This window comes from Martinezella sp. CNPSo 3795, assembly GCF_057784475.1.
In genome coordinates, this window is record NZ_JBXSOQ010000009.1 from 225,424 (window position 1) to 249,357 (window position 23,934).

At 59.6% G+C, this 23,934-nt stretch carries 37 protein-coding genes; 3 read left to right on the forward strand and 34 right to left on the reverse strand.

The genetic code is table 11. The annotated features are described in order from the left end of the window. The first annotated feature begins 104 nt into the window (after window positions 1-104). On the forward strand, window positions 105-452 hold the full coding sequence (locus tag AC13QY_RS23625; RefSeq protein ID WP_113352666.1) for a lysozyme inhibitor LprI family protein: 348 nt from the start codon (window positions 105-107) through the stop codon (window positions 450-452). A 211-nt stretch (window positions 453-663) separates the two neighbouring features. Here the strand turns inward: AC13QY_RS23625 and ilvD are convergent, their stop codons facing one another. Continuing rightward, window positions 664-2,502 carry a dihydroxy-acid dehydratase gene (gene ilvD / locus AC13QY_RS23630; protein WP_113352667.1) on the reverse strand — a complete coding sequence of 613 codons (1,839 nt, stop codon included), beginning with the start codon at window positions 2,500-2,502 and terminating at the stop codon, window positions 664-666. Between the two features lie 338 nt (window positions 2,503-2,840). Here ilvD and msrP point away from each other — a divergent pair, with 338 nt between their 5' ends. Beyond that, complete coding sequence (msrP, locus tag AC13QY_RS23635; RefSeq protein ID WP_113352668.1) at window positions 2,841-3,791, forward strand: protein-methionine-sulfoxide reductase catalytic subunit MsrP; 951 nt, start codon at window positions 2,841-2,843, stop codon at window positions 3,789-3,791. Next, on the forward strand, window positions 3,788-4,444 hold the full coding sequence (gene msrQ / locus AC13QY_RS23640; RefSeq protein WP_113333536.1) for a protein-methionine-sulfoxide reductase heme-binding subunit MsrQ: 657 nt from the start codon (window positions 3,788-3,790) through the stop codon (window positions 4,442-4,444). Before msrP ends, msrQ begins: the two co-directional genes overlap by 4 nt. A 27-nt stretch (window positions 4,445-4,471) precedes the next feature. Here the strand turns inward: msrQ and AC13QY_RS23645 are convergent, their stop codons facing one another. The 33 genes from AC13QY_RS23645 to AC13QY_RS23805 form a co-directional block, all read right to left on the reverse strand. Further along, window positions 4,472-5,362 carry an efflux RND transporter periplasmic adaptor subunit gene (locus tag AC13QY_RS23645; protein WP_113333537.1) on the reverse strand — a complete coding sequence of 297 codons (891 nt, stop codon included), beginning with the start codon at window positions 5,360-5,362 and terminating at the stop codon, window positions 4,472-4,474. Further along, window positions 5,359-5,568 (reverse strand): DUF1656 domain-containing protein, encoded by a 210-nt coding sequence (locus AC13QY_RS23650; protein WP_092715835.1) that lies wholly within the window; start codon window positions 5,566-5,568, stop codon window positions 5,359-5,361. The genes AC13QY_RS23645 and AC13QY_RS23650 overlap by 4 nt, the downstream gene beginning before the upstream one ends. Window positions 5,569-5,572: 4 nt before the next feature. After that, window positions 5,573-7,645: an FUSC family protein gene (locus AC13QY_RS23655; RefSeq protein ID WP_113352669.1), complete on the reverse strand. Its 2,073-nt coding sequence runs from the start codon at window positions 7,643-7,645 to the stop codon at window positions 5,573-5,575. Beyond that, a complete protein-coding gene (locus AC13QY_RS23660) occupies window positions 7,642-8,112 on the reverse strand; it encodes a MarR family winged helix-turn-helix transcriptional regulator (RefSeq protein WP_113352670.1) in 471 nt (156 codons plus the stop codon). Before AC13QY_RS23660 ends, AC13QY_RS23655 begins: the two co-directional genes overlap by 4 nt. A gap of 188 nt (window positions 8,113-8,300) precedes the next feature. After that, entirely contained in the window at window positions 8,301-8,711 is a 411-nt protein-coding gene (locus tag AC13QY_RS23665) for a ribosomal maturation YjgA family protein (protein WP_173004649.1), read from the reverse strand. Between the two features lie 171 nt (window positions 8,712-8,882). Beyond that, complete coding sequence (gene rplQ / locus AC13QY_RS23670) at window positions 8,883-9,305, reverse strand: 50S ribosomal protein L17 (protein ID WP_069611907.1); 423 nt, start codon at window positions 9,303-9,305, stop codon at window positions 8,883-8,885. 48 nt (window positions 9,306-9,353) lie between these two features. After that, a complete protein-coding gene (locus AC13QY_RS23675) occupies window positions 9,354-10,364 on the reverse strand; it encodes a DNA-directed RNA polymerase subunit alpha (protein WP_047634789.1) in 1,011 nt (336 codons plus the stop codon). 103 nt (window positions 10,365-10,467) lie between these two features. Beyond that, window positions 10,468-10,857: a 30S ribosomal protein S11 gene (rpsK, locus tag AC13QY_RS23680; RefSeq protein WP_004118426.1), complete on the reverse strand. Its 390-nt coding sequence runs from the start codon at window positions 10,855-10,857 to the stop codon at window positions 10,468-10,470. Between the two features lie 131 nt (window positions 10,858-10,988). Further along, window positions 10,989-11,357 carry a 30S ribosomal protein S13 gene (gene rpsM, locus AC13QY_RS23685; RefSeq protein ID WP_004118424.1) on the reverse strand — a complete coding sequence of 123 codons (369 nt, stop codon included), beginning with the start codon at window positions 11,355-11,357 and terminating at the stop codon, window positions 10,989-10,991. Window positions 11,358-11,574: 217 nt separating this feature from the next. Continuing rightward, a complete protein-coding gene (locus tag AC13QY_RS23690) occupies window positions 11,575-12,225 on the reverse strand; it encodes an adenylate kinase (RefSeq protein ID WP_113333541.1) in 651 nt (216 codons plus the stop codon). Then, window positions 12,222-13,562: a preprotein translocase subunit SecY gene (gene secY / locus AC13QY_RS23695; RefSeq protein ID WP_069611905.1), complete on the reverse strand. Its 1,341-nt coding sequence runs from the start codon at window positions 13,560-13,562 to the stop codon at window positions 12,222-12,224. Before secY ends, AC13QY_RS23690 begins: the two co-directional genes overlap by 4 nt. A 226-nt stretch (window positions 13,563-13,788) precedes the next feature. Beyond that, entirely contained in the window at window positions 13,789-14,259 is a 471-nt protein-coding gene (rplO, locus tag AC13QY_RS23700; RefSeq protein WP_069611904.1) for a 50S ribosomal protein L15, read from the reverse strand. A gap of 17 nt (window positions 14,260-14,276) precedes the next feature. Continuing rightward, entirely contained in the window at window positions 14,277-14,489 is a 213-nt protein-coding gene (gene rpmD / locus AC13QY_RS23705) for a 50S ribosomal protein L30 (protein ID WP_007690786.1), read from the reverse strand. A gap of 13 nt (window positions 14,490-14,502) precedes the next feature. Continuing rightward, on the reverse strand, window positions 14,503-15,072 hold the full coding sequence (gene rpsE, locus AC13QY_RS23710) for a 30S ribosomal protein S5 (RefSeq protein ID WP_004118414.1): 570 nt from the start codon (window positions 15,070-15,072) through the stop codon (window positions 14,503-14,505). A 130-nt stretch (window positions 15,073-15,202) separates the two neighbouring features. After that, window positions 15,203-15,565 carry a 50S ribosomal protein L18 gene (gene rplR / locus AC13QY_RS23715; protein ID WP_113333543.1) on the reverse strand — a complete coding sequence of 121 codons (363 nt, stop codon included), beginning with the start codon at window positions 15,563-15,565 and terminating at the stop codon, window positions 15,203-15,205. A 12-nt stretch (window positions 15,566-15,577) separates the two neighbouring features. Continuing rightward, entirely contained in the window at window positions 15,578-16,111 is a 534-nt protein-coding gene (rplF, locus tag AC13QY_RS23720) for a 50S ribosomal protein L6 (RefSeq protein WP_069611902.1), read from the reverse strand. A 43-nt stretch (window positions 16,112-16,154) separates the two neighbouring features. After that, the gene (rpsH, locus tag AC13QY_RS23725) at window positions 16,155-16,553 is read right to left on the reverse strand and encodes a 30S ribosomal protein S8 (protein WP_015339607.1); all 399 of its coding nucleotides are present in this window, start codon (window positions 16,551-16,553) and stop codon (window positions 16,155-16,157) included. A gap of 12 nt (window positions 16,554-16,565) precedes the next feature. Continuing rightward, complete coding sequence (gene rpsN / locus AC13QY_RS23730) at window positions 16,566-16,871, reverse strand: 30S ribosomal protein S14 (RefSeq protein ID WP_004118406.1); 306 nt, start codon at window positions 16,869-16,871, stop codon at window positions 16,566-16,568. A 33-nt stretch (window positions 16,872-16,904) separates the two neighbouring features. Continuing rightward, window positions 16,905-17,462 (reverse strand): 50S ribosomal protein L5, encoded by a 558-nt coding sequence (gene rplE, locus AC13QY_RS23735; protein ID WP_069611901.1) that lies wholly within the window; start codon window positions 17,460-17,462, stop codon window positions 16,905-16,907. Further along, a complete protein-coding gene (gene rplX / locus AC13QY_RS23740) occupies window positions 17,455-17,763 on the reverse strand; it encodes a 50S ribosomal protein L24 (protein ID WP_069611900.1) in 309 nt (102 codons plus the stop codon). The genes rplE and rplX overlap by 8 nt, the downstream gene beginning before the upstream one ends. 11 nt (window positions 17,764-17,774) lie before the next feature. Then, window positions 17,775-18,143 (reverse strand): 50S ribosomal protein L14, encoded by a 369-nt coding sequence (gene rplN / locus AC13QY_RS23745; RefSeq protein ID WP_003573790.1) that lies wholly within the window; start codon window positions 18,141-18,143, stop codon window positions 17,775-17,777. A 227-nt stretch (window positions 18,144-18,370) separates the two neighbouring features. Continuing rightward, a complete protein-coding gene (rpsQ, locus tag AC13QY_RS23750) occupies window positions 18,371-18,610 on the reverse strand; it encodes a 30S ribosomal protein S17 (RefSeq protein ID WP_069611899.1) in 240 nt (79 codons plus the stop codon). Window positions 18,611-18,622: 12 nt separating this feature from the next. Then, window positions 18,623-18,823 (reverse strand): 50S ribosomal protein L29, encoded by a 201-nt coding sequence (rpmC, locus tag AC13QY_RS23755; protein WP_007690763.1) that lies wholly within the window; start codon window positions 18,821-18,823, stop codon window positions 18,623-18,625. 11 nt (window positions 18,824-18,834) lie between these two features. After that, a complete protein-coding gene (gene rplP / locus AC13QY_RS23760) occupies window positions 18,835-19,248 on the reverse strand; it encodes a 50S ribosomal protein L16 (RefSeq protein ID WP_004118395.1) in 414 nt (137 codons plus the stop codon). Between the two features lie 36 nt (window positions 19,249-19,284). After that, a complete protein-coding gene (gene rpsC, locus AC13QY_RS23765) occupies window positions 19,285-20,010 on the reverse strand; it encodes a 30S ribosomal protein S3 (protein WP_004118393.1) in 726 nt (241 codons plus the stop codon). Then, on the reverse strand, window positions 20,010-20,399 hold the full coding sequence (gene rplV, locus AC13QY_RS23770; RefSeq protein WP_004118391.1) for a 50S ribosomal protein L22: 390 nt from the start codon (window positions 20,397-20,399) through the stop codon (window positions 20,010-20,012). The genes rpsC and rplV overlap by 1 nt, the downstream gene beginning before the upstream one ends. A 2-nt stretch (window positions 20,400-20,401) precedes the next feature. Further along, the gene (rpsS, locus tag AC13QY_RS23775) at window positions 20,402-20,680 is read right to left on the reverse strand and encodes a 30S ribosomal protein S19 (RefSeq protein ID WP_037199970.1); all 279 of its coding nucleotides are present in this window, start codon (window positions 20,678-20,680) and stop codon (window positions 20,402-20,404) included. Window positions 20,681-20,695: 15 nt separating this feature from the next. Further along, window positions 20,696-21,532 (reverse strand): 50S ribosomal protein L2, encoded by an 837-nt coding sequence (rplB, locus tag AC13QY_RS23780; RefSeq protein ID WP_069611898.1) that lies wholly within the window; start codon window positions 21,530-21,532, stop codon window positions 20,696-20,698. Between the two features lie 11 nt (window positions 21,533-21,543). After that, on the reverse strand, window positions 21,544-21,837 hold the full coding sequence (locus AC13QY_RS23785) for a 50S ribosomal protein L23 (protein WP_015339600.1): 294 nt from the start codon (window positions 21,835-21,837) through the stop codon (window positions 21,544-21,546). Beyond that, a complete protein-coding gene (gene rplD / locus AC13QY_RS23790) occupies window positions 21,834-22,454 on the reverse strand; it encodes a 50S ribosomal protein L4 (protein ID WP_015339599.1) in 621 nt (206 codons plus the stop codon). Before rplD ends, AC13QY_RS23785 begins: the two co-directional genes overlap by 4 nt. 13 nt (window positions 22,455-22,467) lie before the next feature. Then, the gene (gene rplC / locus AC13QY_RS23795; RefSeq protein WP_075852342.1) at window positions 22,468-23,109 is read right to left on the reverse strand and encodes a 50S ribosomal protein L3; all 642 of its coding nucleotides are present in this window, start codon (window positions 23,107-23,109) and stop codon (window positions 22,468-22,470) included. 39 nt (window positions 23,110-23,148) lie between these two features. Then, entirely contained in the window at window positions 23,149-23,457 is a 309-nt protein-coding gene (gene rpsJ / locus AC13QY_RS23800) for a 30S ribosomal protein S10 (RefSeq protein ID WP_003547547.1), read from the reverse strand. 308 nt (window positions 23,458-23,765) lie between these two features. Then, the coding region (locus AC13QY_RS23805) for an EF-Tu C-terminal domain-related protein (protein ID WP_488493962.1) at window positions 23,766-23,934 on the reverse strand (169 nt) is incomplete at its 5' end.

Genomic DNA, 23,934 nt, shown 5'->3' on the forward strand with positions numbered 1-23,934 from the left:
CCATGAAGCATAAATGGAGTTTTGCAGCGATAAAAAACAGGCTCGCTGAACAAAAACATGCTGTCATGCATTTCGCGTTGGGAATCGTTAAAAGGGAACCAGACATGCGATTGATCCATCTTGCCGCCGCCACTTTTCTCGTCTCTCTGGGTATGGCCGGCACTTCCCGTGCCGCCAGCTTCGATTGCGAGGCGCAGAATCTGAAGCCGGACGAGAAGACGATATGCGACGTTCGCGCTCTCAACGATGCCGATGTGAAAATGGTGACGACCTTCGACCTGCTCTCGGGCCTCCTCGCCATGGGTGCACGGGGCACGATGCAGGACCAGCAGACGGAGTGGCTGAAGAAGCGGCAGGCTTGCGAGGCGGATGTCGCCTGCTTGAAGACGTCCTACGAGGAGCGCCTGAAGGTGCTGAACGACACCTACAAGCAGATCAATCGGCCGCTGTAAGAGTTTGGTTTGAATGGCTTAAAGGTTTTCGCTGGGATGTCCCCTCGCCCCGCCTGCGGGGAGAGGGCTAGGGTGAGGGCCAAGCACAGCGACAGCCAAATTCCGCCGCTGCGATAAAGCTCGAAGGCCCCTCATCCGTCCTCTCGCGGCCGAGCCATGCTCGACCGTTCGAGTCCACCTTCTCCCCGCTGTGCGGGGAGAAGGGGTCTAGTTACTTCCCACCCAGATCGCGAACTGCGCCGCGATCCGCGCTGGTCGCGAATGCAGCATAGGCCTTCAACGCCGTGGTGACGTTGCGCTTGCGCACTTCCGCCGGATGCCAACCCCTAGCATTCTGGGCTTCGCGGCGAGCGGCAAGCTCCTTGTCGTCGACGCGCAGGCTGATGATGCGGTTCGGGATGTCGATGTCGATCATGTCGCCTTCGCGCACCAGACCGATCGTGCCGCCATTGGCCGCTTCCGGAGAAACGTGACCGATCGACAGACCCGAGGTGCCGCCGGAGAAGCGGCCGTCGGTGATCAGCGCGCAGGCCTTGCCAAGGCCTTTCGACTTCAGATAGCTCGTCGGATAGAGCATTTCCTGCATGCCGGGACCGCCCTTCGGGCCTTCGTAGCGGATGACGACGACGTCGCCGGCCTTGATCTCATTGCTGAGAATGCCCTTGACGGCAGCATCCTGGCTTTCGAAGACCTTGGCCGGGCCGGAGAACTTCAGGATCGATTCATCGACACCGGCTGTCTTCACGATGCAGCCATCGAGCGCCAAGTTGCCCTTGAGGACAGCCAAACCGCCATCCTTGGAGAAGGGATGCTCGACGGAGCGGATGACGCCCTTCTCGCGATCGGTATCGAGCTCCTCCCAGCGGGCGTTCTGGCTGAAGGCAACCTGGGTCGGAATGCCGCCCGGAGCCGCGCGGAAGAATTCGCGCACCGTCTCGCTGTTGGTGCGGGTGATGTCCCAGCGATCGATGGCGTCGCCGATGGTCTCGGAATGCACGGTCGGGCAATCGCGGTTGATGAGACCGCCCTTATCGAGCTCGCCGAGGATCGACATGATACCGCCGGCGCGGTGCACGTCTTCCATGTGGACGTCGTTCTTTGCCGGTGCAACCTTGGAGAGGCATGGTACGCGGCGCGACAGCGCATCGATGTCGGCCATGGTGAAATCGACTTCGCCCTCATGCGCGGCCGCCAAGATGTGCAGAACCGTGTTGGTCGAGCCACCCATGGCAATATCGAGCGCCATGGCATTCTCGAAGGCCTGCTTGGAGGCAACGGAACGCGGCAGGATCGATGCATCGTCCTGCTCGTAATAACGGCGGGCGAGATCGACGACCAGATGGCCGGCTTCGACGAAGAGGCGCTTGCGGTCGGCGTGGGTGGCGAGCGTCGAGCCGTTGCCAGGCAGCGATAGGCCGAGCGCTTCGGTCAGGCAGTTCATCGAATTGGCCGTGAACATGCCCGAGCACGAGCCACAGGTCGGACAGGCGGAGCGCTCGATGACCTGAACATCTTCATCGCTGATCTTGTCGTCAGCGGCGGCAACCATGGCGTCGACGAGATCGAGCGCATGCTTCTTGCCGTGCAGGACGACCTTGCCGGCCTCCATCGGGCCGCCGGACACGAAGACCGTCGGAATATTCAGGCGCAGCGAGGCCATCAGCATGCCGGGGGTGATCTTGTCGCAGTTGGAGATGCAGACCATGGCGTCGGCGCAATGCGCATTGACCATATATTCGACGCTGTCGGCGATCAGCTCGCGCGACGGCAGCGAATAGAGCATGCCGTCATGGCCCATGGCGATACCGTCGTCGACGGCGATGGTGTTGAATTCCTTGGCAACACCGCCGGCGGCCTCGATTTCGCGCGCGACCAGCTGGCCGAGATCCTTAAGGTGAACGTGGCCGGGCACGAACTGAGTGAAGGAGTTGACCACCGCAATAATGGGCTTGCCGAAATCGCTGTCCTTCATACCCGTTGCGCGCCAAAGGCCGCGCGCACCGGCCATGTTGCGGCCGTGGGTGGTTGTTCTGGAACGATAAGCTGGCATGGTGTCTTCCTCGTCATCTTGGAAATTGTGCGGCGCCGGGCATCGGCCAAGGGTTTCAGGCCGAAGAGCGCCGGCAACTCCGCTTTTTGGAATTGTCGTAATCCAATCGTGCAGTACTGTCACTATCAACTCAAGCGAATCCGGTACGCCGCCGGGCAAGGGCCACGTCCGGGCAAACAAGTCGCTCGACCAAAGTTGGGAACGAAACAGCCCGATCACAAGCGCACACAAAAAGTTGCTTTCACTTCCAAAGAAATGCCGGCCTAAGAGTGTAACAAAACCTGTGTCCGTTGCGTATCGCTCATATCGAAGCTGCTATCGCATAAAGGAATTGTTCCATGGCCGCCTATCGCCCGCCGAAAATCGCATCCTCCGAGATCACACCCCGCTCGATCTATCTGAAGCGGCGCGAGTTCCTGACGGCGGCCGCGGCCGGTATCGGCGTGGCGGCTATCGGCGGCAAGACGGCGCTGGCCGAAGCCCTGACGGCGACCAAGAGCAATTACACGGTCGATGAGAAGCTGACGCCGCTCAAGGACGTCACCACCTACAACAATTTCTACGAATTCGGCCTCGACAAGTCCGATCCGGCCAGCCTCTCAGGCAAGTTCAAGCCGCGTCCCTGGACGGTCAAGGTCGACGGCATGGTCAACAAGCCCGGCACGTTCGATATCGATGCGCTGATCAAGGAGTTCCCGCCGGAAGAGCGGGTCTATCGCATGCGCTGCGTCGAAGCCTGGTCGATGGTGATCCCATGGGACGGCTTCCAGCTTTCCGCCCTGCTCGACAAGGTGGAGCCGCAGGGCAGCGCCAAATATGTGGCCTTCGAGACTGTCGTGCGGCCGGAAGAAATGCCGGGGCAATCGGGCCTCCTGCAATCTCTCAACTGGCCCTATGTCGAGGGGCTGCGCCTGGACGAGGCGCGCAATCCGCTGACGCTGCTTGCCGTCGGCCTCTATGGCGAGACCCTGCCGAACCAGAACGGCGCGCCGATCCGGCTCGTCGTGCCGTGGAAATATGGCTTCAAGGGCATCAAGTCGATCGTGCGCATCACGCTCACCGACAAGCAGCCGCTGAATACATGGCAGGCGACCAACAGCCAGGAATATGGCTTCTACGCCAACGTCAATCCGGCTGTCGATCATCCGCGCTGGAGCCAGGCGACGGAACGGCGCATCGGCGAAGGCGGCTTCTTCGGCTCCAATCGTCACCCCACCCTGCCCTTCAACGGCTATGCCGATCAGGTTGCCAGCCTCTATAGCGGCATGGATCTCAGGGTGAATTTCTGATGGCCCTCTCCTTCGCTCTCCCAAAACGCTGGCAACCCGCCTCCGTCTGGGCGCTCTACTTTGTCGGACTTTTACCGGCCGCCTGGGAGTTCTATCTCGGGGCGACGGATCAGCTCGGCGCCGACGCGGTGAAGACGTTCGAGCTCTTCCTGGGACTATGGGCGATCCGCTTTCTGCTGCTGACACTTGCTGTCACGCCGCTTCGCGATCTCTTCGGCTGGAACTATCTGCGCTATCGCCGCGCACTCGGTCTGCTCTGCTTCTACTACGCGCTGATGCACCTGACCGTCTATATGGTTCTCGATCAGGCGTTGGACGTGCAGGCCGTCATCGATGACGTATTGAAGCGGCCCTTCATCATGTTCGGCATGGCAGGGCTTGTCATGCTGCTGGCCTTGGCCGTGACGTCGAACAATTTCTCGATCAAGCGTCTCGGCAAGAAATGGATCTGGCTGCATCGCCTCGTCTATATCATCGCCGCCTGCGGTGCTCTGCACTTTGCGCTATCAACTAAGGTCCTCTCGGTGGAGCAGTTCATCTATATCGGCCTGCTGATCGCCATGATCCTATACAGATCCTACCGGCCGATCATGATGGAGAGGCGGCGGGCAGCACGTAGGCCAGCTGCGGCCTCTAGCTCCAGAGCGGCCTGAGGGAGGCCGCTCTCCCTTCAAGCGAAGTCATTCCGCAGCGCTGGCGATCTTTGCTTGGCCCTGTTCCTGCACTTCGACGGTCGCCGTGAGGCCGGCGATGAGCTTCGTGCCATCGGGTACCTTGTCGAGCGCGATGCGCACCGGCACACGCTGCGCCAGGCGTACCCAGCTGAAGGTTGGCGTGATATTGGCAAGCAGGCTGCCGGAGGTGCGCTCGCGGTCCTCGATGCCGTAAGCGATGCTCTCGACATGACCGGTCAGCTTCTCGGCCTGCCCCATCAAGTGGATATGAACTTCGTCGCCGATCTGGATGCGCGGCAGCTTGGTTTCTTCGAAATAGCCTTCGACGCGCAGGGAATCGCTGTCGATGAGCGCGACCTTTGCGGTCCCGGCGGAAACATAGTCGCCCGGACGCAGGCTGAGGTTCGAGATCGTGCCGTTGACGGTGGCGCGAACCTCGGAGCGGTCGAGATTGAGCTGGGCGAGTTCGCGATTGGCAGTCGCCTGACGAACGGCAGCCTCATCCTGCTGCACGGTGGTCAGCGCCTGCTCCTTCTGCTGCAGGGAAGCGGCATCACCAAGGCGAGCCTGCCGCGCGCTTTCGCGCTGAGCTTGCTCAAGAGCCGCCTTGCTGCTTGCAAGGGCTGCATCCGCCTGTTCAAGCGCGATGGCGAAACGATCGCGATCGACGCGGAAGAGGATATCGCCCTTCTTGACGGTCTGGTTGTCCTTGACGAGGACCTCGCTCACGAGACCGGAGACATCGGGGGCGATGCCGACGACATCGGCCCTGAGACGCGCATCGCGCGTCCATGGTTCATCCATGTAATGGCCCCAGAGCTGGCGGCCGACATAGACGGCGGCAATAACGAAGATGAGAGTGACGGCCACACGGCCGATGAGTTTGAACGCGTTCATGTGAAATACCAACGGGAGACTGAGGAGACGGCGCCGAGCAGCAGGACGTAAAGCGCGAGATCGAAAAGACCGCGATGCCAGACCAGAGTGTAGACTCCGATCCATGCCAGCAGGCGTCGAACGACAATGACGACAAACAGCGTCAGGAGCATGAGAACGAGAAGGCGCGGGATATAAACGCCATAAAGATCGAATTCTGCGGGCATGATATTACTCGGCGGCAATGGGAAGAGGTTGAGTTGTATCGGATAGCGGTGGCCGCCAGCTCGCCGGCGGCTCGGCATGGGGGAAGAGCGCCCGGCGAAGGCCGACGAGCGCATCAAGGCTCGCCCGACCGGATTGCCGCTTTTCCTGTGCGACGGCTTCGAGGCTATGGTCGATCGACACACGCAGTTCCTCGGCCGGATCCACAGCCCGTTTTGCCTTCAGCCGCGAACGATAGAAATCCGATACGCCGATCAGGACTTCGCTGACCGATGCAGCGGCAGCCGGCTTCAGCTGGCCACGCTCTTTCTGAAGCATCAGCACGTTGAAGCCGAGACGGACATCGGCGTAACCGTCGACCTTTTTCAGTTCGCGGTCCTCGATGCCTGCAAGACGGGGGACGAGCTGGCCCAGGCGGTCGAGGATGCGGCCTGAGAGGCGTTCATGATCGGCACGGCGGATGCCGGCGGCAGTTTCGGCCAGATCTCTCCAGCCGGCCCGCACCAGCCGCCAGGCGGCAAGCTCGGATCCGAATGGGCGGGTAAGCAAAGTCCAGACCAAGGCGAAGCCAACACCGGCCAGAGCGGCGATCGCACTGTTGGTGAAGCTGGCGAAATCGGCGGTGTAACGATCCTGCAGCGCGATGAAACTTGCACCGTTCACCGCCAGCAGCATGCCGAGCATGTTGGTCTGCGGGCGGGTAATCAGGATACCCATCACCAGGAAGGGCGGCGCAAAGACCAGCACCAGCATTTCAAAGCCGGAAATCGACGGCAACACGCCAAAAATATAGACGCAGGCGATGACCAGGCTCACCGCAGTCCAGATGAACATGGTGGTGATGAAGGGCGCGGGACGATCGAGCGCGGCGAAAAACGAGCAGGCAACGGCCACCATGGCGATGAAGCCGGCGCCATCCGCCCAGCCGGAATAGATCCAGAAGAAGCAGGCGACGGCAATTCCGGCGATGACGCTACCGGCCGAGAAGGCAAGCAGGGCGTAATCATAATGCCTGCTGCGACCGACGACATTGCGATAGCGGAAGGCGGGGCGCCAGGTGCCGACCTGCTGTCCCGAGACGATCTGGGCGCGCAGCGTCAGGCAATCCTGCCACAAGTCGACGATTTCCTTGAGGCGAGCGAGAGCGCTCGACCGGACGAGATCGTCCCAGCCGATATCGAGGTCGTTCTCCTGCAACTCCTCGATCTTCCGCGACAAGGTCTCAGCGGTCTCGTCGGCCTTGCCGCGACCACCCTGCCCCAGCCAATCGGCCACCTCATTCAATACAACGACCAATTCCTGCGGTAGCGGCTTGCCACCAGCCTTCAAGGCGTGCAGGCGATCGGCAAGGGAGGAGAAGAGCGGCAGCAGCATCAGCAGGCGGCCGCGCAGCTCGCGCGAATGCCTGACGATGTCGCGGCTGCCGGCATCATAGCGCAACTGGCTGATGACGAGATCCAGGCCGGAAACGTCGGCGGCAAGCTTCTGCCGCTTCAAGGGCGTTGCCGGCGAAGCGCCCTCGCCGCGCAGGATCTCGTCGGCCCAGGTGCCGGCGTCGTCCAGCCAGGAACCTATACGCTGGCCGAGGACGGTGCCGACGCTGCTCGGAAAGACGACGGCGCTAACCACGCTCGCACAGACGATGCCGATGAGAATTTCCTCAGAGCGGGCAAGCGCGACATCGAAAATGGTTTCGGGCGAGCCGACGGTCGGCAGCGCGATCAGCGGCAACGTATAGCCGGCCAGCATGAAGACATAGCTGCGCGACGTGCGGTCGAGCATCGAGATGAACAGCAAGGTGCCGGTCCATAGCGCGACAACGATCGAAAGCAGTTCCGGCGCGTTGACGAAGAGCGGGATGAAGATCACCGATGCGGTGGCACCGATAAGCGTGCCGAGCGCGCGGTAAAGCCCCTTGGAGCTGGTCGCGCCGGCAAGAGGATTGGCGACCACATAGACGGCGGCCATCGCCCAATAGGGACGCGGCAGATCGAGCGACAGGGCGATGAACAGCGCCATAATCGCAGCGATGAAGGCTTTGACGGAAAATAACCACTCGCGCCAGGATGGAATGCTCATGAGACCTTCTCCGGCTCCGGTTCGACGGCTTTGGATGCCTCAAACTCCTCGAAAGCCTTCAGGACGCGAACCGCAGCTTCGATATCCGCGGGGTCGACATTGGCGAGGATCTTGCCACGCAGCTCATCAAGTACGTCTTCCATACGGGAGGCCAGCTTTTCGCCTTCCGGCGTCAGCCACAGGCCTTTCGCGCGTCGATCCGTCGGATCATCCTTGCGGATGACAAGATCCATGCTTTCGAGCTGATCGATCAGCCGAACCAGAGACGGGCCTTCGATGCCGACATAAGTGGCGAGCACCACCTGCCGCACGCCGCCTCCCAGGCGACCGATCCAAAGCAGCGGCGCGGCCACCGCCTCAGATATGCCATGGGAGCTCAGCGCGAGATCGACCGCCCGTCGCCATTGGCGGCCGGTCGTCAGCAGGTTTGCGGTGAATACGCGTTGCAGGGCATTGGACGAGTTCATGAGAACCTATTAGCACTAAACTAATTAGGATTCAAATTATTATTATCGAAAGCGCTATATGGAATGCGAAATGCAGCTATGCAGATATCGAGAGAGCCGTGGTAACCGGCCCGGATCGCAAGCGACCGATAGTCTAATAAATCACTTAGTAATGATCGACGTCGCCGAGATAAAAGTGGGCAAGAACATCATGCTGAGCGCTTCGGCCCGAATAGGATGCGATGAAGCGCCAACGCCAGCGCGATGCCGGCGGCATAGGCGACGATATTCCAGAGCGAGAATACCCTGCCCAGCAACAGGGCTCCGGCGGCAGTCAATCGAAAGGCGTCAAGATCAGGCGTGTGCCAAAGCCTGAAAAACTCTACGGCGATCGCGACGAGCAACGCCGCCACGGCAATCCTGACACGTCCCGAAGACACGAATATTGTCGCCAGGAGCCAATAGACCATCGCTCCCCACAATAACGAGCCGCCATATTTGACGATCGCGAAAGGCAGATCGAGCGCATAACCATAGCGCCGCAATGCAAGACCGGCGGCGATGGTCACCAGGAGCGCGAGGAACAGAAGCAGTCTCTCACGCGTCAATTTTCGCTGCATGTCCCACGATGCTCCCTGCTCTAACGCCACCTGAGCCGAATGCGACTCAGCAAGGCTGATTGCGATACTCCAAAGCAATCAGGGAGATTGAAAGACCGCTCCAGTCGCGGAAACGACAAAAGGCCGGATGATCGCTCATCCGGCCTTCAATTTCTGATCCGAAGCTTAGCCTTAAGCGGCTGCGGCTTCTTCTTCAGCGGCAACGCGAGCCTTGTCGGCTGCGCCCTTGGCATTGACGTCGCGATCGACGAACTCGACGACTGCGAGAGCGGCATTGTCGCCCTGGCGGAAGCCGGCCTTCATGATACGCAGGTAGCCGCCATTGCGGGTGGCGTAGCGGGTTGCGATCGCGTCGAACAGCTTCGAAACGACGGCGACGTCGCGGATCTGCGAGATGGCCTGACGACGAGCGTGCAGGTCGCCGCGCTTGCCGAGGGTTACCAGCTTCTCGACGATCGGGCGAATTTCCTTCGCCTTCGGGAGCGTGGTGACAATCTGCTCATGGGTGATGAGCGAAGCCGCCATGTTGGCGAACATCGCCTTACGATGGCTAGCGGTTCTATTCAGCTTGCGGCCGGCTTTACCGTGGCGCATGGCTATTCTCCTTCACTTGCAGGCATCGTTCGCCCGCAGTTTGATTGGTTAGTATTGGTCTTCGTATCGCTTGGCGAGATCTTCGATGTTCTCAGGCGGCCATGCCGGCACTTCCATGCCGAGGTGCAGGCCCATGGAAGCGAGAACTTCCTTGATTTCGTTCAGCGACTTGCGACCAAAATTCGGCGTGCGGAGCATTTCTGCTTCGGTCTTCTGAATGAGGTCGCCGATGTAGACGATGTTGTCGTTCTTCAGGCAATTTGCCGAGCGAACGGACAGTTCCAGCTCGTCCACCTTCTTGAGGAGCGCCGGGTTGAAAGCGAGTTCGGTGACTGCTTCTTCTTCGGCTTCCTTCTGCGGCTCGTCAAAGTTGACGAACACGCCAAGCTGATCCTGGAGGATGCGAGCCGCAAAAGCGACGGCATCTTCACCGCTGATCGAACCGTCGGTTTCGATCGACATGCTCAGCTTGTCGTAGTCGAGAACCTGTCCTTCGCGGGTATTTTCAACCTTGTAGGACACCTTCTTGACCGGCGAATAGAGGCTGTCGACCGGGATGAGGCCGATCGGAGCGTCTTCCGCACGATTGCGCTCGGCGGGCACATAGCCCTTGCCGTTGTTGACGGTGAATTCCATGCGGATTTCGGCGCCCTCGTCGAGCGTGCAGATGACATGCTCGGGGTTGAGGATTTCGATATCGCCGACCGTCTGGATGTCGCCAGCTGTTACAACGCCTGGGCCCTGCTTGCGGACGACCATGCGCTTGCTGTCATCGCCGTCCATCTTGATGGCGATTTCCTTGATGTTCAGCACGATGTCCGTCACGTCTTCCCGGACGCCCGGGATAGAGGAGAACTCATGCAATACGCCGTCGATCTGCACGGCCGTCACCGCGGCGCCACGCAGAGAGGACAGCAGAACGCGACGCAGCGCGTTGCCGAGGGTGAGACCAAAGCCACGCTCCAGCGGTTCCGCCACGAGCGTTGCCTTGGTGCGGCCGCTCGAGGTGAACTCGACCTTGTTGGGCTTGATCAGTTCCTGCCAGTTTTTCTGAATCATGTTTTTGCCTTCCGTTCGTTGCCACCATCCAATCGTGGCAACCGAGCTTGAGTAACACCAAGCCGGGCGCATCTACCCCGACCGGTGTCGTGAGTGGCGATGATCAGACGCGACGCTTCTTGCGCGGGCGGCAACCATTGTGCGGGATCGGGGTCACGTCGCGGATGGACGTGATCATGAAACCAGCAGCCTGGAGCGCGCGCAGAGCGGATTCACGACCGGAGCCCGGACCGCAAACTTCAACTTCGAGCGACTTCATGCCGTGTTCCTGAGCCTTCTTGGCGCAATCTTCGGCAGCGATCTGGGCGGCGAACGGGGTCGACTTGCGCGAACCCTTGAAGCCCTTGGCACCAGCGGACGACCAGGCAATCGCGTTGCCCTGTGCGTCGGTGATGGTGATCATCGTGTTGTTGAAGGTCGAGTTGACGTGTGCGACGCCCGACGTGATATTCTTGCGCTCGCGACGACGAACGCGGACGGCTTCCTTGGCCATGTTAGTCCTTTCTTGGATCTCTGCACCGCCGTAATCCCAGCGGCTACACCGAAGCGGCACCCATGGAGCACCGCTTCAAACTCAAAAGAGGCCGGCGGACCGCCAGCCTCCCAAATCCGGTTGCCCGGAAATTACTTCTTCTTACCAGCGATCGCCTTTGCCGGACCCTTGCGGGTGCGGGCATTGGTGTGCGTGCGCTGGCCACGAACCGGCAGGCCGCGGCGATGACGCAGGCCACGGTAAGAACCCAGGTCCATGAGACGCTTGATGTTCATCGCGGTTTCGCGACGCAGATCACCTTCGACCTGATAGTCACGGTCGATGGTTTCGCGGATCTGCAGAACCTCAGCATCGGTCAACTGGTTGACGCGACGCTCGGCCGGAATACCGACCTTCTCGCAGATTTCCTGTGCAAACTTCGGTCCGATCCCGTGAATGTAACGAAGCGCAATAACTACGCGCTTTGCAGTCGGGATGTTGACGCCAGCGATACGAGCCACGCCTGTTCTCCTTGCATTCCTTTTGCCTTGGCAAAGGGTCTTGTTATGCAGCCCGGGAGCTGCTTGTTCAATGTGTGTCCGCCACATGTCAAAACGACCGTACCCGGACTTCCCGTTGGAAATCCGCGCCGATCGCATGGCATGTCGCGAGTTGGCGCGGTGTTTAGCGGAATCAGCGCAAAAAAGCAACCGCTCCGGCAAGTTTATTTTAGGCTATCTAAAGCTTAGCCAGGATAGCCTCTATGCTCTCAGTCACATGCTCGATATCGGCCATGCCGTCGATGCTCTGCAACTTGCCCTTGGCATAGTAGTAACCGATCAGCGGCGAGGTCTCCTTGTAGTAGACCTGAAGACGGGTCGCCATGGTTTCGGCATTGTCATCCGGGCGGCGCTTGAAATGCGTCGAGCCGCATTTGTCGCAGACACCGGCATTTGCCGGAACCTTGTCAGTGTCGTGATAGACGCTGCCGCAATTCGAGCAGGAATAGCGGCCAGAGACGCGGCGAATCAGTTCGGCGTCGTCCACTTTGAGCTCAATCACGACGGAGAGCTCGAGGCCCTTCGCGCTAAGCATCTTCTCCGTGGCATCAGCCTGTACAAGAGTGCGCGGGAAACCATCGAGAATGAAACCCTTGGCACAATCCGGCTGATCGATGCGTTCGGAAACGATCGCGTTGACGATCTCATCCGAAACAAGCTTGCCGGCGTCCATGACAGCCTTGGCGCGCTTGCCAACTTCCGTGCCGGCCTGAACGGCCGCACGCAGCATATCGCCAGTGGAAAGCTGCGGAATGCCATGCTTTTCCACGATGCGCTGGGCCTGGGTCCCCTTACCTGCTCCCGGCGGCCCTAAAAGTATGAGTCTCATCGCCCCCTCTTTCCTCCACGCAACTTCGATTTCTTGATCAGGCCTTCATATTGCTGTGCGATCAGGTGACCCTGAATCTGCGCCACCGTATCCAGCGTTACGCTAACCACGATCAGAAGCGAAGTGCCACCCAGAGACAAGGGAATACCTGTCTGGGATACGAGAATTTCGGGCAGGATGCAGACGAAGACAAGATAGATCGCGCCGATGACCGTGATGCGGGTCAGCACGTAATCGATATATTCGGCGGTGCGCTCACCCGGACGGATACCGGGAATGAAGCCGCCGTGCTTCTTCAGATTGTCGGCCGTGTCCTTCGGATTGAAGACAAGCGCCGTGTAGAAGAAGGCGAAGAAGGCGATCAGAGCGGCGTAGAGCACCATATAGACGGGCTGTCCGTGGCCGAGCGCTGCAACGATGGACGTTACCCAGGCCGGAAGCGCGGTGTTGTTGCCGAGACCGGCGACGGTTGCCGGCAGCAGAAGCAGCGACGACGCGAAGATCGCCGGGATGACGCCCGAAGTGTTCAGCTTCAGCGGCAGGTGCGACGTATCGCCCTGGAACATGCGCGTGCCAACCTGGCGCTTCGGATATTGGATCAGCAGGCGACGCTGCGCGCGCTCGACGAAGACGATGAGCGCGATGACCAGAATAGCGACGACCAGCACGGCGAGAATAAGAGGCGTGGAAAGCGCGCCCGTGCGGCCAAGCTCCAGGGTACCGGCGAGCGCGGTCGGAAGACCGGCGGCGATACCCGCGAAGATGATCAGCGAAATGCCGTTGCCAATACCGCGCGACGTCACCTGTTCGCCAAGCCACATCAGGAACATGGTGCCGCCAAGCAGCGTGATGACGGTGGAAATGCGGAAGAACCAGCCGGGATCAACGACGACGCCGTTGCCATGCTCCAGGCCGATCGCAATGCCATAGGCCTGCAATGCGCCGAGCAGCACCGTGCCGTAGCGGGTGTACTGGTTGATGATCTTACGGCCCTGCTCGCCTTCCTTCTTCAGGTTTTCGAGCGAGGGAACAACCGAGGTCATCAGCTGAACGATGATCGAGGCGGAGATATAGGGCATGATGCCGAGCGCGAAGATCGCCATGCGCTGCACGGCGCCGCCCGAGAACATGTTGAAGAGACCGAGAATGCCGCCCGACTGATTCTGGAAAGCCTGGGCATAGGCGGCAGGGTTGAGGCCAGGAAGCGGAATGTGGGTGCCGAGCCGGTAGACGAGGAGAGCGCCGAGGGTAAACCACAGGCGCTTCTTGAGATCCTCGGCTTTGGCAAAGGTCGAAAAATTGAGGTTGGACGCCAATTGTTCCGCTGCAGAAGCCATGCAAATCTCCGCATCACCAATTCCGGCATAGTCGGCCAAGTCCGGAATCGGTCTGTAAATTGTTCAAAAGCCGGGCTTCGGACGGATTGCGCTGCAATCGGGCGCCTCACCCTTGGTTCCCGTTATCGATCGGAAAGACACTTGCCGCATCGATCAGATTCGTGAGGCTCACATATGGGAGCAAAATCGCCCGAAGTGAAGTCACTTCGGGCGATTGTTGATAATATTATTCTGCGGCAGCAGCGAGCAGCTTGACGGAACCGCCAGCCTTTTCGATCTTCTCGACTGCGGACTTGGAAGCGCCTGCAACTTCAAGAGCAAGCTTCGCCTTCAGTTCGCCGTCCGAGAGAACCCGAACGCCGTCCTTGACGCGGCGAATAACGCCGGCAGCCTTGAGAGCTGCTGCATCAACAGTGCTCTTGGCATCGAGCTTGCCGGCATCGACGGCAGCCTGGATGCGTGCCAGCGATACGACAACGTAGTCGGATGCGAAGATGTTGTTGAAGCCGCGCTTCGGCAGACGACGGTAGATGGGCATCTGACCGCCTTCGAAGCCGTTGATCGCAACGCCCGAACGGGACTTCTGACCCTTCACACCACGGCCACCGGTCTTGCCGGAGCCGGAGCCGATGCCGCGGCCGAGGCGCTTGCGGCTGTGGGTCGAGCCTTCGTTATCCTTGATTTCATTCAGTTTCATAGCGAATTACCTCCGGCTCACTTCTCGTCGACAACGCGAACGAGATGCTGGACAGCACGGATCATGCCACGAACAGCCGGAGTATCTTCCAGCGTGCGGCGACGGTGCATTTTGTTCAGTCCGAGACCGATCAGCGTCTTCTGCTGAACATCCGGACGGCGGATCGGGCTGCCAATCTGCTCGACCGTAACGGTCGCCTTAGCTTCAGCCTTCTTGGTCGTCTTGGCCATAGGTCAAACTCCCTTATTCTTCGGAGGCGTTGCCCGAAGCGGCGCGGCGAGCCTGCAGGGTGGCATACTTGATGCCGCGCTGAGCTGCGATGTCCTTCGGGTGAACCTGGTGCTTCAGGGCGTCGAACGTGGCGCGAACCATGTTGTACGGGTTCGACGAACCGGTCGACTTGGCAACGACGTCATGAACGCCGAGCGTTTCGAAAACGGCGCGCATCGGGCCGCCGGCGATGATACCGGTACCGACCTTGGCCGAGCGCAGCAGAACCTTGCCGGCGCCATGACGGCCATGAACGTCGTGATGCAGCGTACGGCCGTCGCGCAGCGGTACGAAGATCATGTCGCGCTTGGCGCTTTCGGTTGCCTTGCGGATGGCTTCCGGCACTTCGCGTGCCTTGCCATGGCCGAAGCCTACGCGGCCCTTCTGGTCGCCAACGACGACGAGAGCGGCGAAGCCGAAGCGACGGCCACCCTTAACAACCTTGGCGACGCGGTTGATCGCGACCAGCTTGTCGACGAATTCGCTATCGCGCTCTTCACGGCTCTGACGGTCTTCCCGCGGAGCCCTCTTTTCCTGTGCCATTGTCCTCTTCCTTTTTCTTTTCCGGGTGCAACGGGCAAACAAAACGAAGACCGCATGAACCTCCCAACGGAGATTTGCGGTCCGGTGAATATCCGGCCGGCATCCTTGAGATCACCGGCCGGAAATCTGATTAGAAGGTCAGGCCGCCTTCGCGGGCTGCTTCAGCCAGGGCCTTGATGCGGCCGTGGTAGATGAAAGCGCCGCGATCGAACACGACTTCCTTCACGCCGGCCTTGGAGGCGCGCTCTGCAACGAGCTTGCCAACGAGGGCTGCGGCTGCGGTATCGGCACCGGTCTTCAGAGAACCGCGCAGATCCTTGTCGAGGGTAGAGGCAGCCGCGAGGGTCTTGCCAGCCACATCATCGATGATCTGAGCGTAGATGTTCTTCGACGAGCGATGAACCGACAGGCGCGGACGGCCATTGGCCACCGCCTTGATTTGACGGCGCACGCGGTTGGCGCGACGCGCAAGTGCTTCTTTCCTGCTAGCCATTTCGCGTGTTCCTTACTTCTTCTTGCCTTCTTTGCGGACGATCCGCTCTTCGGCATACTTAACGCCCTTGCCCTTGTAGGGCTCAGGACCGCGATATTCGCGGATTTCAGCGGCAACCTGACCAACTTGCTGCTTGTTGATGCCGGTGACGACGATTTCCGTCGGCTTCGGCACAGCAATGGTGATGCCCTGCGGCGGCTGATAAATCACGTCGTGGCTGAAGCCGAGCGCCAGCTGCAGGTTCTTGCCCTGCATGGAGGCACGGTAGCCGACACCGTTGATTTCGAGCTTGCGCTCGTAGCCGTCCTTAACACCCTTGAAGATGTTCTCGATCATGGTGCGGGACATGCCCCACTTTGCGCGAGCATCCTTGGAGTCGTTGAGCGGCGTCACGACGATTGCATTGTTTTCCAGCTTGAGACCGATTTCGTCGTTAGCGACGAAAAACAGCTCGCCCTTGGGGCCCTTGGCAGTCACTTTCTGGCCATCAACCGTGGCCGTGATCCCTGCAGGTACCTGAACGGGCTTCTTACCGATACGAGACATTTTTCAAACCTGTCTGTTTCGAAGGAGATATCTCTGTTCGATCTTAGAAGACCGAGCAGAGAACCTCGCCACCAACATTCTGTTCGCGAGCCTGGTGATCGGCCATCACACCCTTCGGAGTCGAAAGGATGGTAATGCCGAGACCGTTCGCGACCTGCGGAATGGACTTGACCGAGACGTAAACCCGGCGGCCCGGCTTGGACACACGGCCGATCTCGCGGATCACCGATGCGCCTTCGTAGTACTTGAGTTCGATGTTGAGCTCAGACTTGCCGTTGCCGAAATCGACGACGGAATAGCCACGGATGTAGCCTTCAGCTTGGAGCACATCGAGAACGCGTGCACGGAGCTTGGACGCAGGCGTCGAAACCGACGACTTGCGGCGCGAAGCGCCATTGCGGATGCGGGTGAGCATATCGCCCAAAGGATCAGTCATAGACATCTAATCTGCTCCTTACCAGCTGGACTTGACGATGCCCGGCACCTTGCCGAGATTGCCGAGTTCACGCAGCGCGATACGCGACATGCGCAGTTTGCGGTAGTAGGCGCGCGGACGGCCAGACACTTCGCAACGGTTGCGAATACGGGTCTTCGATCCATCGCGCGGGAGCGATGCCAGCTTCAGAGTGGCCTTGAACCGGTCTTCGATCGAGAGAGACTGGTTCATGATGATTGCCTTGAGAGCAGCCCGCTTCGCGGCCTGGTTGGCAACCGTATTGCGGCGGCGCTTGTTCTTTTCAACTGCGCTTGTCTTCGCCATATCAGGGTTCCTTTTCTACGCTCGTCGTTACGGTTATTGACGGAACGGGAAGTTGAACTCTTTCAGAAGAGCCCGTGCTTCGTCGTCGGTCGTCGCCGTCGTGCAAACGATGATGTCCATGCCCCACATCTGATCAACCTTGTCGTAGTTGATCTCAGGGAACACAATGTGCTCCTTGATGCCCATGGCAAAATTGCCACGACCGTCAAAGCTCTTCGGGTTCAGGCCGCGGAAGTCGCGAACGCGCGGAAGCGCGATGTTGACCAGACGATCCAGGAACTCATACATGCGGGCGCCGCGCAGGGTAACCTTCGCGCCGATCGGCATATTTTCGCGGACCTTGAAGCCAGCGATGGAGTTGCGTGCGCGGGTGATGACCGGCTTCTGGCCAGCGATGGCCGCCAGGTCGGCAGCAGCAACGGTCGGCTTCTTCGAATCAGCCGTCGCTTCGCCAACACCCATGTTGATCACGATCTTGTCCAGCTTCGGGATCTGCATCTCGTTAGCGTAGGAGAACTGCTCCTGCATGGCTGCACGGATGCGAGCAACATATTCCTTCTTGAGCCGCGGCTCGTACTTTGCCTCAGCCATCGATCACTTCTCCCGAGGTCTTGGCCACACGGACCTTCTTGCCATCCACAACCTTGAAACCGACGCGGGTCGGCTTGCCGTCCTTGTCGACGATCGCAATGTTGGACAGGTGAAGCGGGGCTTCCTTGCTGATGATGCCGGCTTCCTGGTTCTGCGTCTGGCGCTGATGGCGCTTGATGACGTTGACGCCACGAACGACCGCACGGTCTTCCTTCGGCAGCACTTGAATGACTTCGCCGGTACGGCCTTTGTCCTTACCGGTCAATACGACAACCTTGTCGCCTTTACGGATCTTCTGCATCGCTCCGCTCCTTACAGTACTTCTGGAGCCAGCGAGATGATCTTCATGTGGTTCTTGGCGCGAAGTTCGCGCGGAACCGGTCCGAAGATACGGGTGCCGATCGGCTCTTTCTTGTTGTCGATGAGGACTGCTGCGTTGGTATCGAAGCGGATGACGCTGCCATCCGGACGACGGATGTCCTTGGCGGTACGAACAACAACCGCCTTCATCACGTCACCCTTCTTCACACGGCCGCGCGGAATAGCTTCCTTGATCGAAACGACGATAACGTCGCCGATCGAGGCATACTTGCGCTTCGAGCCGCCCAGCACCTTGATGCACATGACACGACGTGCGCCGGAATTATCCGCCACGTCGAGGTTTGTTTGCATCTGAATCATGTCAGGTCGCCTTCTTGTTGTTACCGGAATGGTTGGGCCAATCGACCCCCTACCCCGGCTTATGGACTAGTGTCTTGTCTGATTATGCCTGGGCTTCGGAACCGCAACGGGTCGCCTCTGCCGGCCATCAATAAAGCAAAAGAACGCCCGTTCGCGAGCGTCCTACTTCCAAGCTCGTGCTTCATACAGATATTTCGCCCAAGCGCAAGGGCCTGAGCGAAATTCTGTTACTTGGACTGGGCGGAAACGACCGTCCAGGTCTTATCCTTGGAGATCGGCGCGCATTCCTCGATGGAAACGACGTCGCCGGTCTTGTACTGATTGTTTTCGTCGTGAGCCTTGTACTTCTTGGAACGACGAACGGTCTTCTGGAGCAGCGGGTGAGCGAAACGACGCTCAACGCGGACAACTACCGTCTTCTCGTTCTTGTCGCTGACCACGACGCCCTGCAGAATGCGCTTCGGCATGTTATTCTTCCTTTAGGCCTTTGCTTCTGCCGCCTTCTGGCGGGCAATGGTTTTTACGCGAGCGATGTCCTTGCGGACTTCGTTGATGCGCGAGGACTTCTCGAGCTGGCCGGTCGCCTTCTGAAAGCGCAGGTTGAACTGCTCCTTCTTCAGCTTGGCAAGCTCGTCCTTGAGTTGGTCGGCGCTCAGGGCGCGAACATCTGCGGCTTTCATGAGCTTCTTCCTTACTCTGCAATGCGCTGAACGAAGCGCGTCTTGACCGAGAGCTTGGCAGCGCCGAGGCGCAGGGCCTCACGAGCGATTTCTTCGCTCACACCGTCGATCTCGAACATCATACGGCCGGGCTTGACCTTGCATGCCCAGTATTCGACAGAGCCCTTACCTTTACCCATACGGACTTCGGTCGGCTTTGCGGTTACCGGAACATCCGGGAACACGCGGATCCATACACGGCCGGCGCGCTTCATATAGCGCGTGATCGCGCGGCGGGCCGCTTCGATCTCGCGAGCGTTGACGCGGTTAGGCTCCTGCGACTTCAGGCCGAATTCGCCGAACGCCAGATCAGAACCACCCTTGGCAACGCCCTTGATGCGGCCCTTGAATTGCTTGCGGTACTTCGTACGCTTTGGCTGCAACATTTTCTTATTCTCCGAACTTATCTGCCACGTACGCTATCAAGCGTTGTCGCGGCGACGGTCTCTATCGCGATCGCGGCTAGCCGGACCCTGGGCGTCGCCTTCGAGCGCGCGGCGTTCGGAGGCCATCGGATCATGCTCAAGGATTTCGCCCTTGAAGATCCAGACCTTGATGCCGCAGATACCGAAAGCGGTTTCTGCTTCAGCCGTACCGTAGTCGATGTCGGCGCGCAGCGTATGCAGCGGCACGCGACCTTCGCGGTACCATTCCGTACGAGCGATTTCAGCACCGCCGAGACGGCCGGCGCAGGTGATCTTGATGCCTTCGGCGCCAAGACGCATCGCGGACTGAACGGCGCGCTTCATGGCGCGACGGAAAGCAACACGGCGTTCCAGCTGCTGAGCGATCGACTGGGCAACCAGCGTCGCGTCGATTTCCGGCTTGCGAACTTCAACGATGTTGAGGTGCGTTTCGGAATTCGTCATGTCCGACAGCTTCTTGCGGAGCTTGTCGATGTCAGCGCCCTTCTTGCCGATGATCAGGCCCGGACGAGCCGAGTGGATCGTGACGCGGCACTTCTTGTGCGGACGCTCGATGACCACCTTGGAGATACCAGCCTGCTTCAGTTCGTTCATGACGAACTTGCGCATCTTCAGGTCTTCGTGGAGGAGCTGGCCGTACTCGGCATTGTCCGCGAACCAGCGGCTATCCCAGGTACGGTTGATGCCAAGACGAAAGCCGATCGGATTGATTTTCTGACCCATTATGCGGCCTCCCCTTGAGCTTCCACTTCACGAACGACGATCGTCAGGTGCGCAAACGGACGCTCGATGCGAGATGCGCGGCCGCGGCCACGAGCGTGGAAACGCTTCATGACGATCGACTTGCCGACGTAAGCTTCTGCAACGACCAGCGAGTCAACGTCGAGATCGTGATTGTTTTCTGCATTGGCGATCGCAGATTCGAGCGTCTTCTTCACAGCGCCAGCGATACGCTTGCGCGAGAATTCCAGCTCTGCGAGCGCGCGGTCAACCTTCTTGCCGCGGATCGAAGCCGCGACCAGGTTGAGCTTCTGCGGGCTGACGCGGAGCGTGCGCGCAACTGCCTGCGCCTCGTTGTCCTTCAGCCGGCGTTCGGTTTTTGCCTTGCCCATTGTTACTTCCTCTTCGCCTTCTTGTCCGCACCGTGACCATAATAGGTACGGGTCGGGGCGAACTCGCCGAACTTGTGTCCGACCATGTCTTCATTGACGCTGACCGGAATGTGCTTGCTGCCGTTGTAGACGCCGAAGGTGAGACCAACGAACTGCGGCATGATGGTGGAGCGACGGCTCCACATCTTGATTACTTCGTTACGTCCGCCTTCACGCACCTTCTCAGCCTTCTTGAGAAGATAGCCGTCAACAAACGGACCTTTCCATACTGAACGAGCCACTTGAGACTTCCTCTCTTACTTCTTGCGCTGATGGCGCGAGCGCATAATCATCTTGTCGGTCGACTTGTTCGACCGCGTACGCTTGCCCTTGGTCGGCTTGCCCCACGGGGTCACCGGATGGCGACCACCGGAGGTGCGGCCTTCACCACCGCCGTGCGGATGGTCAACCGGGTTCATGACAACGCCGCGGTTATGCGGCTTCTTGCCACGCCAACGCGAACGACCGGCCTTACCGTCGTTGATGTTGCCGTGATCCGGGTTCGAAACCGCACCGATCGTGGCAAGGCAGGTGCCGTGCACGAGGCGCTGTTCACCCGAGTTCAGGCGAAGGATCGCCATGCCCTGGTCACGGCCGACGAGCTGAGCGTAGGAGCCGGCGGAGCGAGCGATCTGACCGCCCTTGCCAGGCTTCATTTCCACATTGTGGATGATGGAGCCGACCGGGATGAACTGAAGCGGCATGGTGTTGCCAGGCTTCACGTCCACTGCCTTTTCCGAAGCGATGACCTTGTCGCCCGAAGCGAGACGCTGCGGAGCGAGGATGTAGGCCAGTTCGCCGTCCGTGTACTTCACCAGAGCGATGTAAGCGGTACGGTTCGGATCGTATTCGATACGCTCGACGGTTGCTTCGACGTCGAACTTGCGACGCTTGAAGTCGACCAGACGATAGCTGCGCTTGTGACCACCGCCCTGGAAACGGACGGTGATGCGGCCGGTGTTGTTACGGCCACCCTTGGAGGTGAGGCCTTCGGTCAACGACTTGACCGGCTTGCCCTTGTAGAGCGAGGAGCGATCGACAATGACCAGCTGACGCTGGCTCGGGGTCGTCGGATTGAATGTTTTCAATGCCATTTTCTTATTCCTCAGAGACCGGTGGAGACGTCGATCGACTGGCCTTCGGCGAGCGTCACAACAGCCTTCTTCACGTCCTTCTGCTTGCCGACGAGACCCTTGAACCGCTTGGTCTTGCCGAGGCGCAGCAGAGTGTTAACGGCCGTCACCTTGACGCCGAAGAGCGCTTCGACGGCAGCCTTGATTTCCGGCTTCGTCGCGGTCTTCGCAACGTTGAAAACAACCTGGTTATTGTCCGACAGCAGCGTGGACTTTTCGGTGATCGCCGGAGAAACGATCACATCATAATGGCGAAGATCCGTCACTTGAAACGCTCCTCTAGAGCTTCAACTGCAGCCTTGGACAGCACGAGCTTGCCGCGGCGCAGGATGTCGTAAACGTTGATGCCCTGAACCGGCAGAACATCGATGTTCGGGATGTTCTGGGCTGCGAGCTTGAAGTTGCTGTCGAGCTCAGCACCGCCGATGAACAGAGCGTTCGTCAGGCCGAGCGTCTCGAAAGCGCCAGCGAGTGCCTTGGTCTTGGCTTCGGTAGCGACGAGATTGTCGATGACAATCACGTCTTCAGCCTTGAACTTGGCAGAGAGAGCGTGACGCAGGCCGAGGGCGCGAACCTTCTTCGGCAGATCATGCTCGTGGCTGCGAGCGACCGGGCCGTGAGCCTTACCACCGCCGCGGAACTGCGGAGCGCGAGCCGAATGGTGACGAGCGCGGCCCGTACCCTTCTGCTTGTACATCTTGGCACCGGTGCGCGCTACGTCTGCGCGGCCCTTGGCCTGATGCGTGCCCTGCTGCTTCTTGGCAAGCTGCCAGCGAACGACGCGAGCGAGAATGTCTTCACGCGGCTCGAGGCCGAAAATCGCATCAGAAAGGGAAACCTTCCCGGCGTCTTTGCCCTCAAGGGTCTTGACGTTGAATTCCATTGGTTTGGCTCCCTTACTTCGCTGCCGACTTGACGGCGTCGCGCACGATGATCCAGGCGCCCTTGGAGCCGGGAACCGCACCCTTGACGAGGATCAGACCGCGATCTTCATCGGTCGATACCACTTCAAGGTTCTGCGTCGTGACGCGGGTCTGGCCCATGTGACCAGCCATCTTCTTGTTCTTGAACACCTTGCCCGGGTCCTGGCGCGAGCCGGTCGAACCGTGCGAGCGGTGCGAAACCGACACACCGTGCGTGGCGCGCAGACCGCCGAAGCCGTGGCGCTTGATGGCGCCAGCAAAGCCCTTACCGATCGTCGTGCCGGTCACGTCGACGAGCTGACCCGCCGTGAAGTGACCTGCGTTGAGCTCGGTGCCAACTGCGAGCAGATTGTCTTCCGTGACACGGAATTCTGCGAGCTTGGCCTTCGGCTCTACGCTTGCAACGGCGAAATGGCCGCGAAGAGCCTTCGTCGTGTTCTTAACTTTAGCCTGGCCGGCACCCAGCTGAACTGCGGTGTAGCCATTCTTTTCAACTGTGCGCTGGGCTACGACCTGGCAGCCTTCCATACGCAATACGGTAACCGGGACATGCTCGCCGGCGTCGTTGTAGACGCGGGTCATTCCCACCTTTTGTGCAATCACACCTGAACGCATCGGTTCAATCCTTCTCACTCAGCTCGAGGACCGGAGGCCTTAGAGCTTGATCTCAACATCGACACCGGCGGCGAGATCAAGCTTCATCAGCGCGTCTACCGTCTGCGGGGTCGGGTCAACGATGTCGAGGAGGCGCTTATGCGTGCGCATCTCGAACTGCTCGCGGCTCTTCTTGTCGATGTGCGGGGACCGGTTTACCGTAAACTTCTCGATACGAGTCGGAAGCGGAACGGGGCCCCGGACGCTTGCACCGGTGCGCTTCGCCGTCGACACGATCTCGCGCGTGGAAGCATCGAGAATCCGGTGATCGAACGCCTTCAGGCGAATGCGGATATTTTGGCCGTTCATTCGACGTTATCCTTGTGTTTGTTATCTCGCGTGCCCTTCGAAAAGGCACGGTTTGTTCTGTTTCCTAAGGCGGACCACCGGTTTCAAAGATCGAGAGGGACGCCGGCTACGGCATCCCCATCCACTCTTTAGGCCTTTCGGCCCACCTTATTGTTAATTTCATTGGCCGCTTCGTCATCCGAAGCAGCGCGCAAATCGCGCTCGCGCGCCATTTGCAACATTTCTATGTCATAAGCAAGCGGCTAGAGCCGCTTGCATCATAATATTGTCATCGAATCGGCCACTCGGATGGAGTGGCCGTCTTCGAATTACTCGACGATGGAGGCGACGATGCCTGCACCGACGGTGCGGCCGCCTTCGCGGATCGCGAAGCGCAGCTTTTCTTCCATCGCGATCGGAACGATCAGCTCGACGTCAACCGTGACGTTGTCGCCCGGCATAACCATTTCCGTGCCTTCCGGAAGCGTCACGATGCCG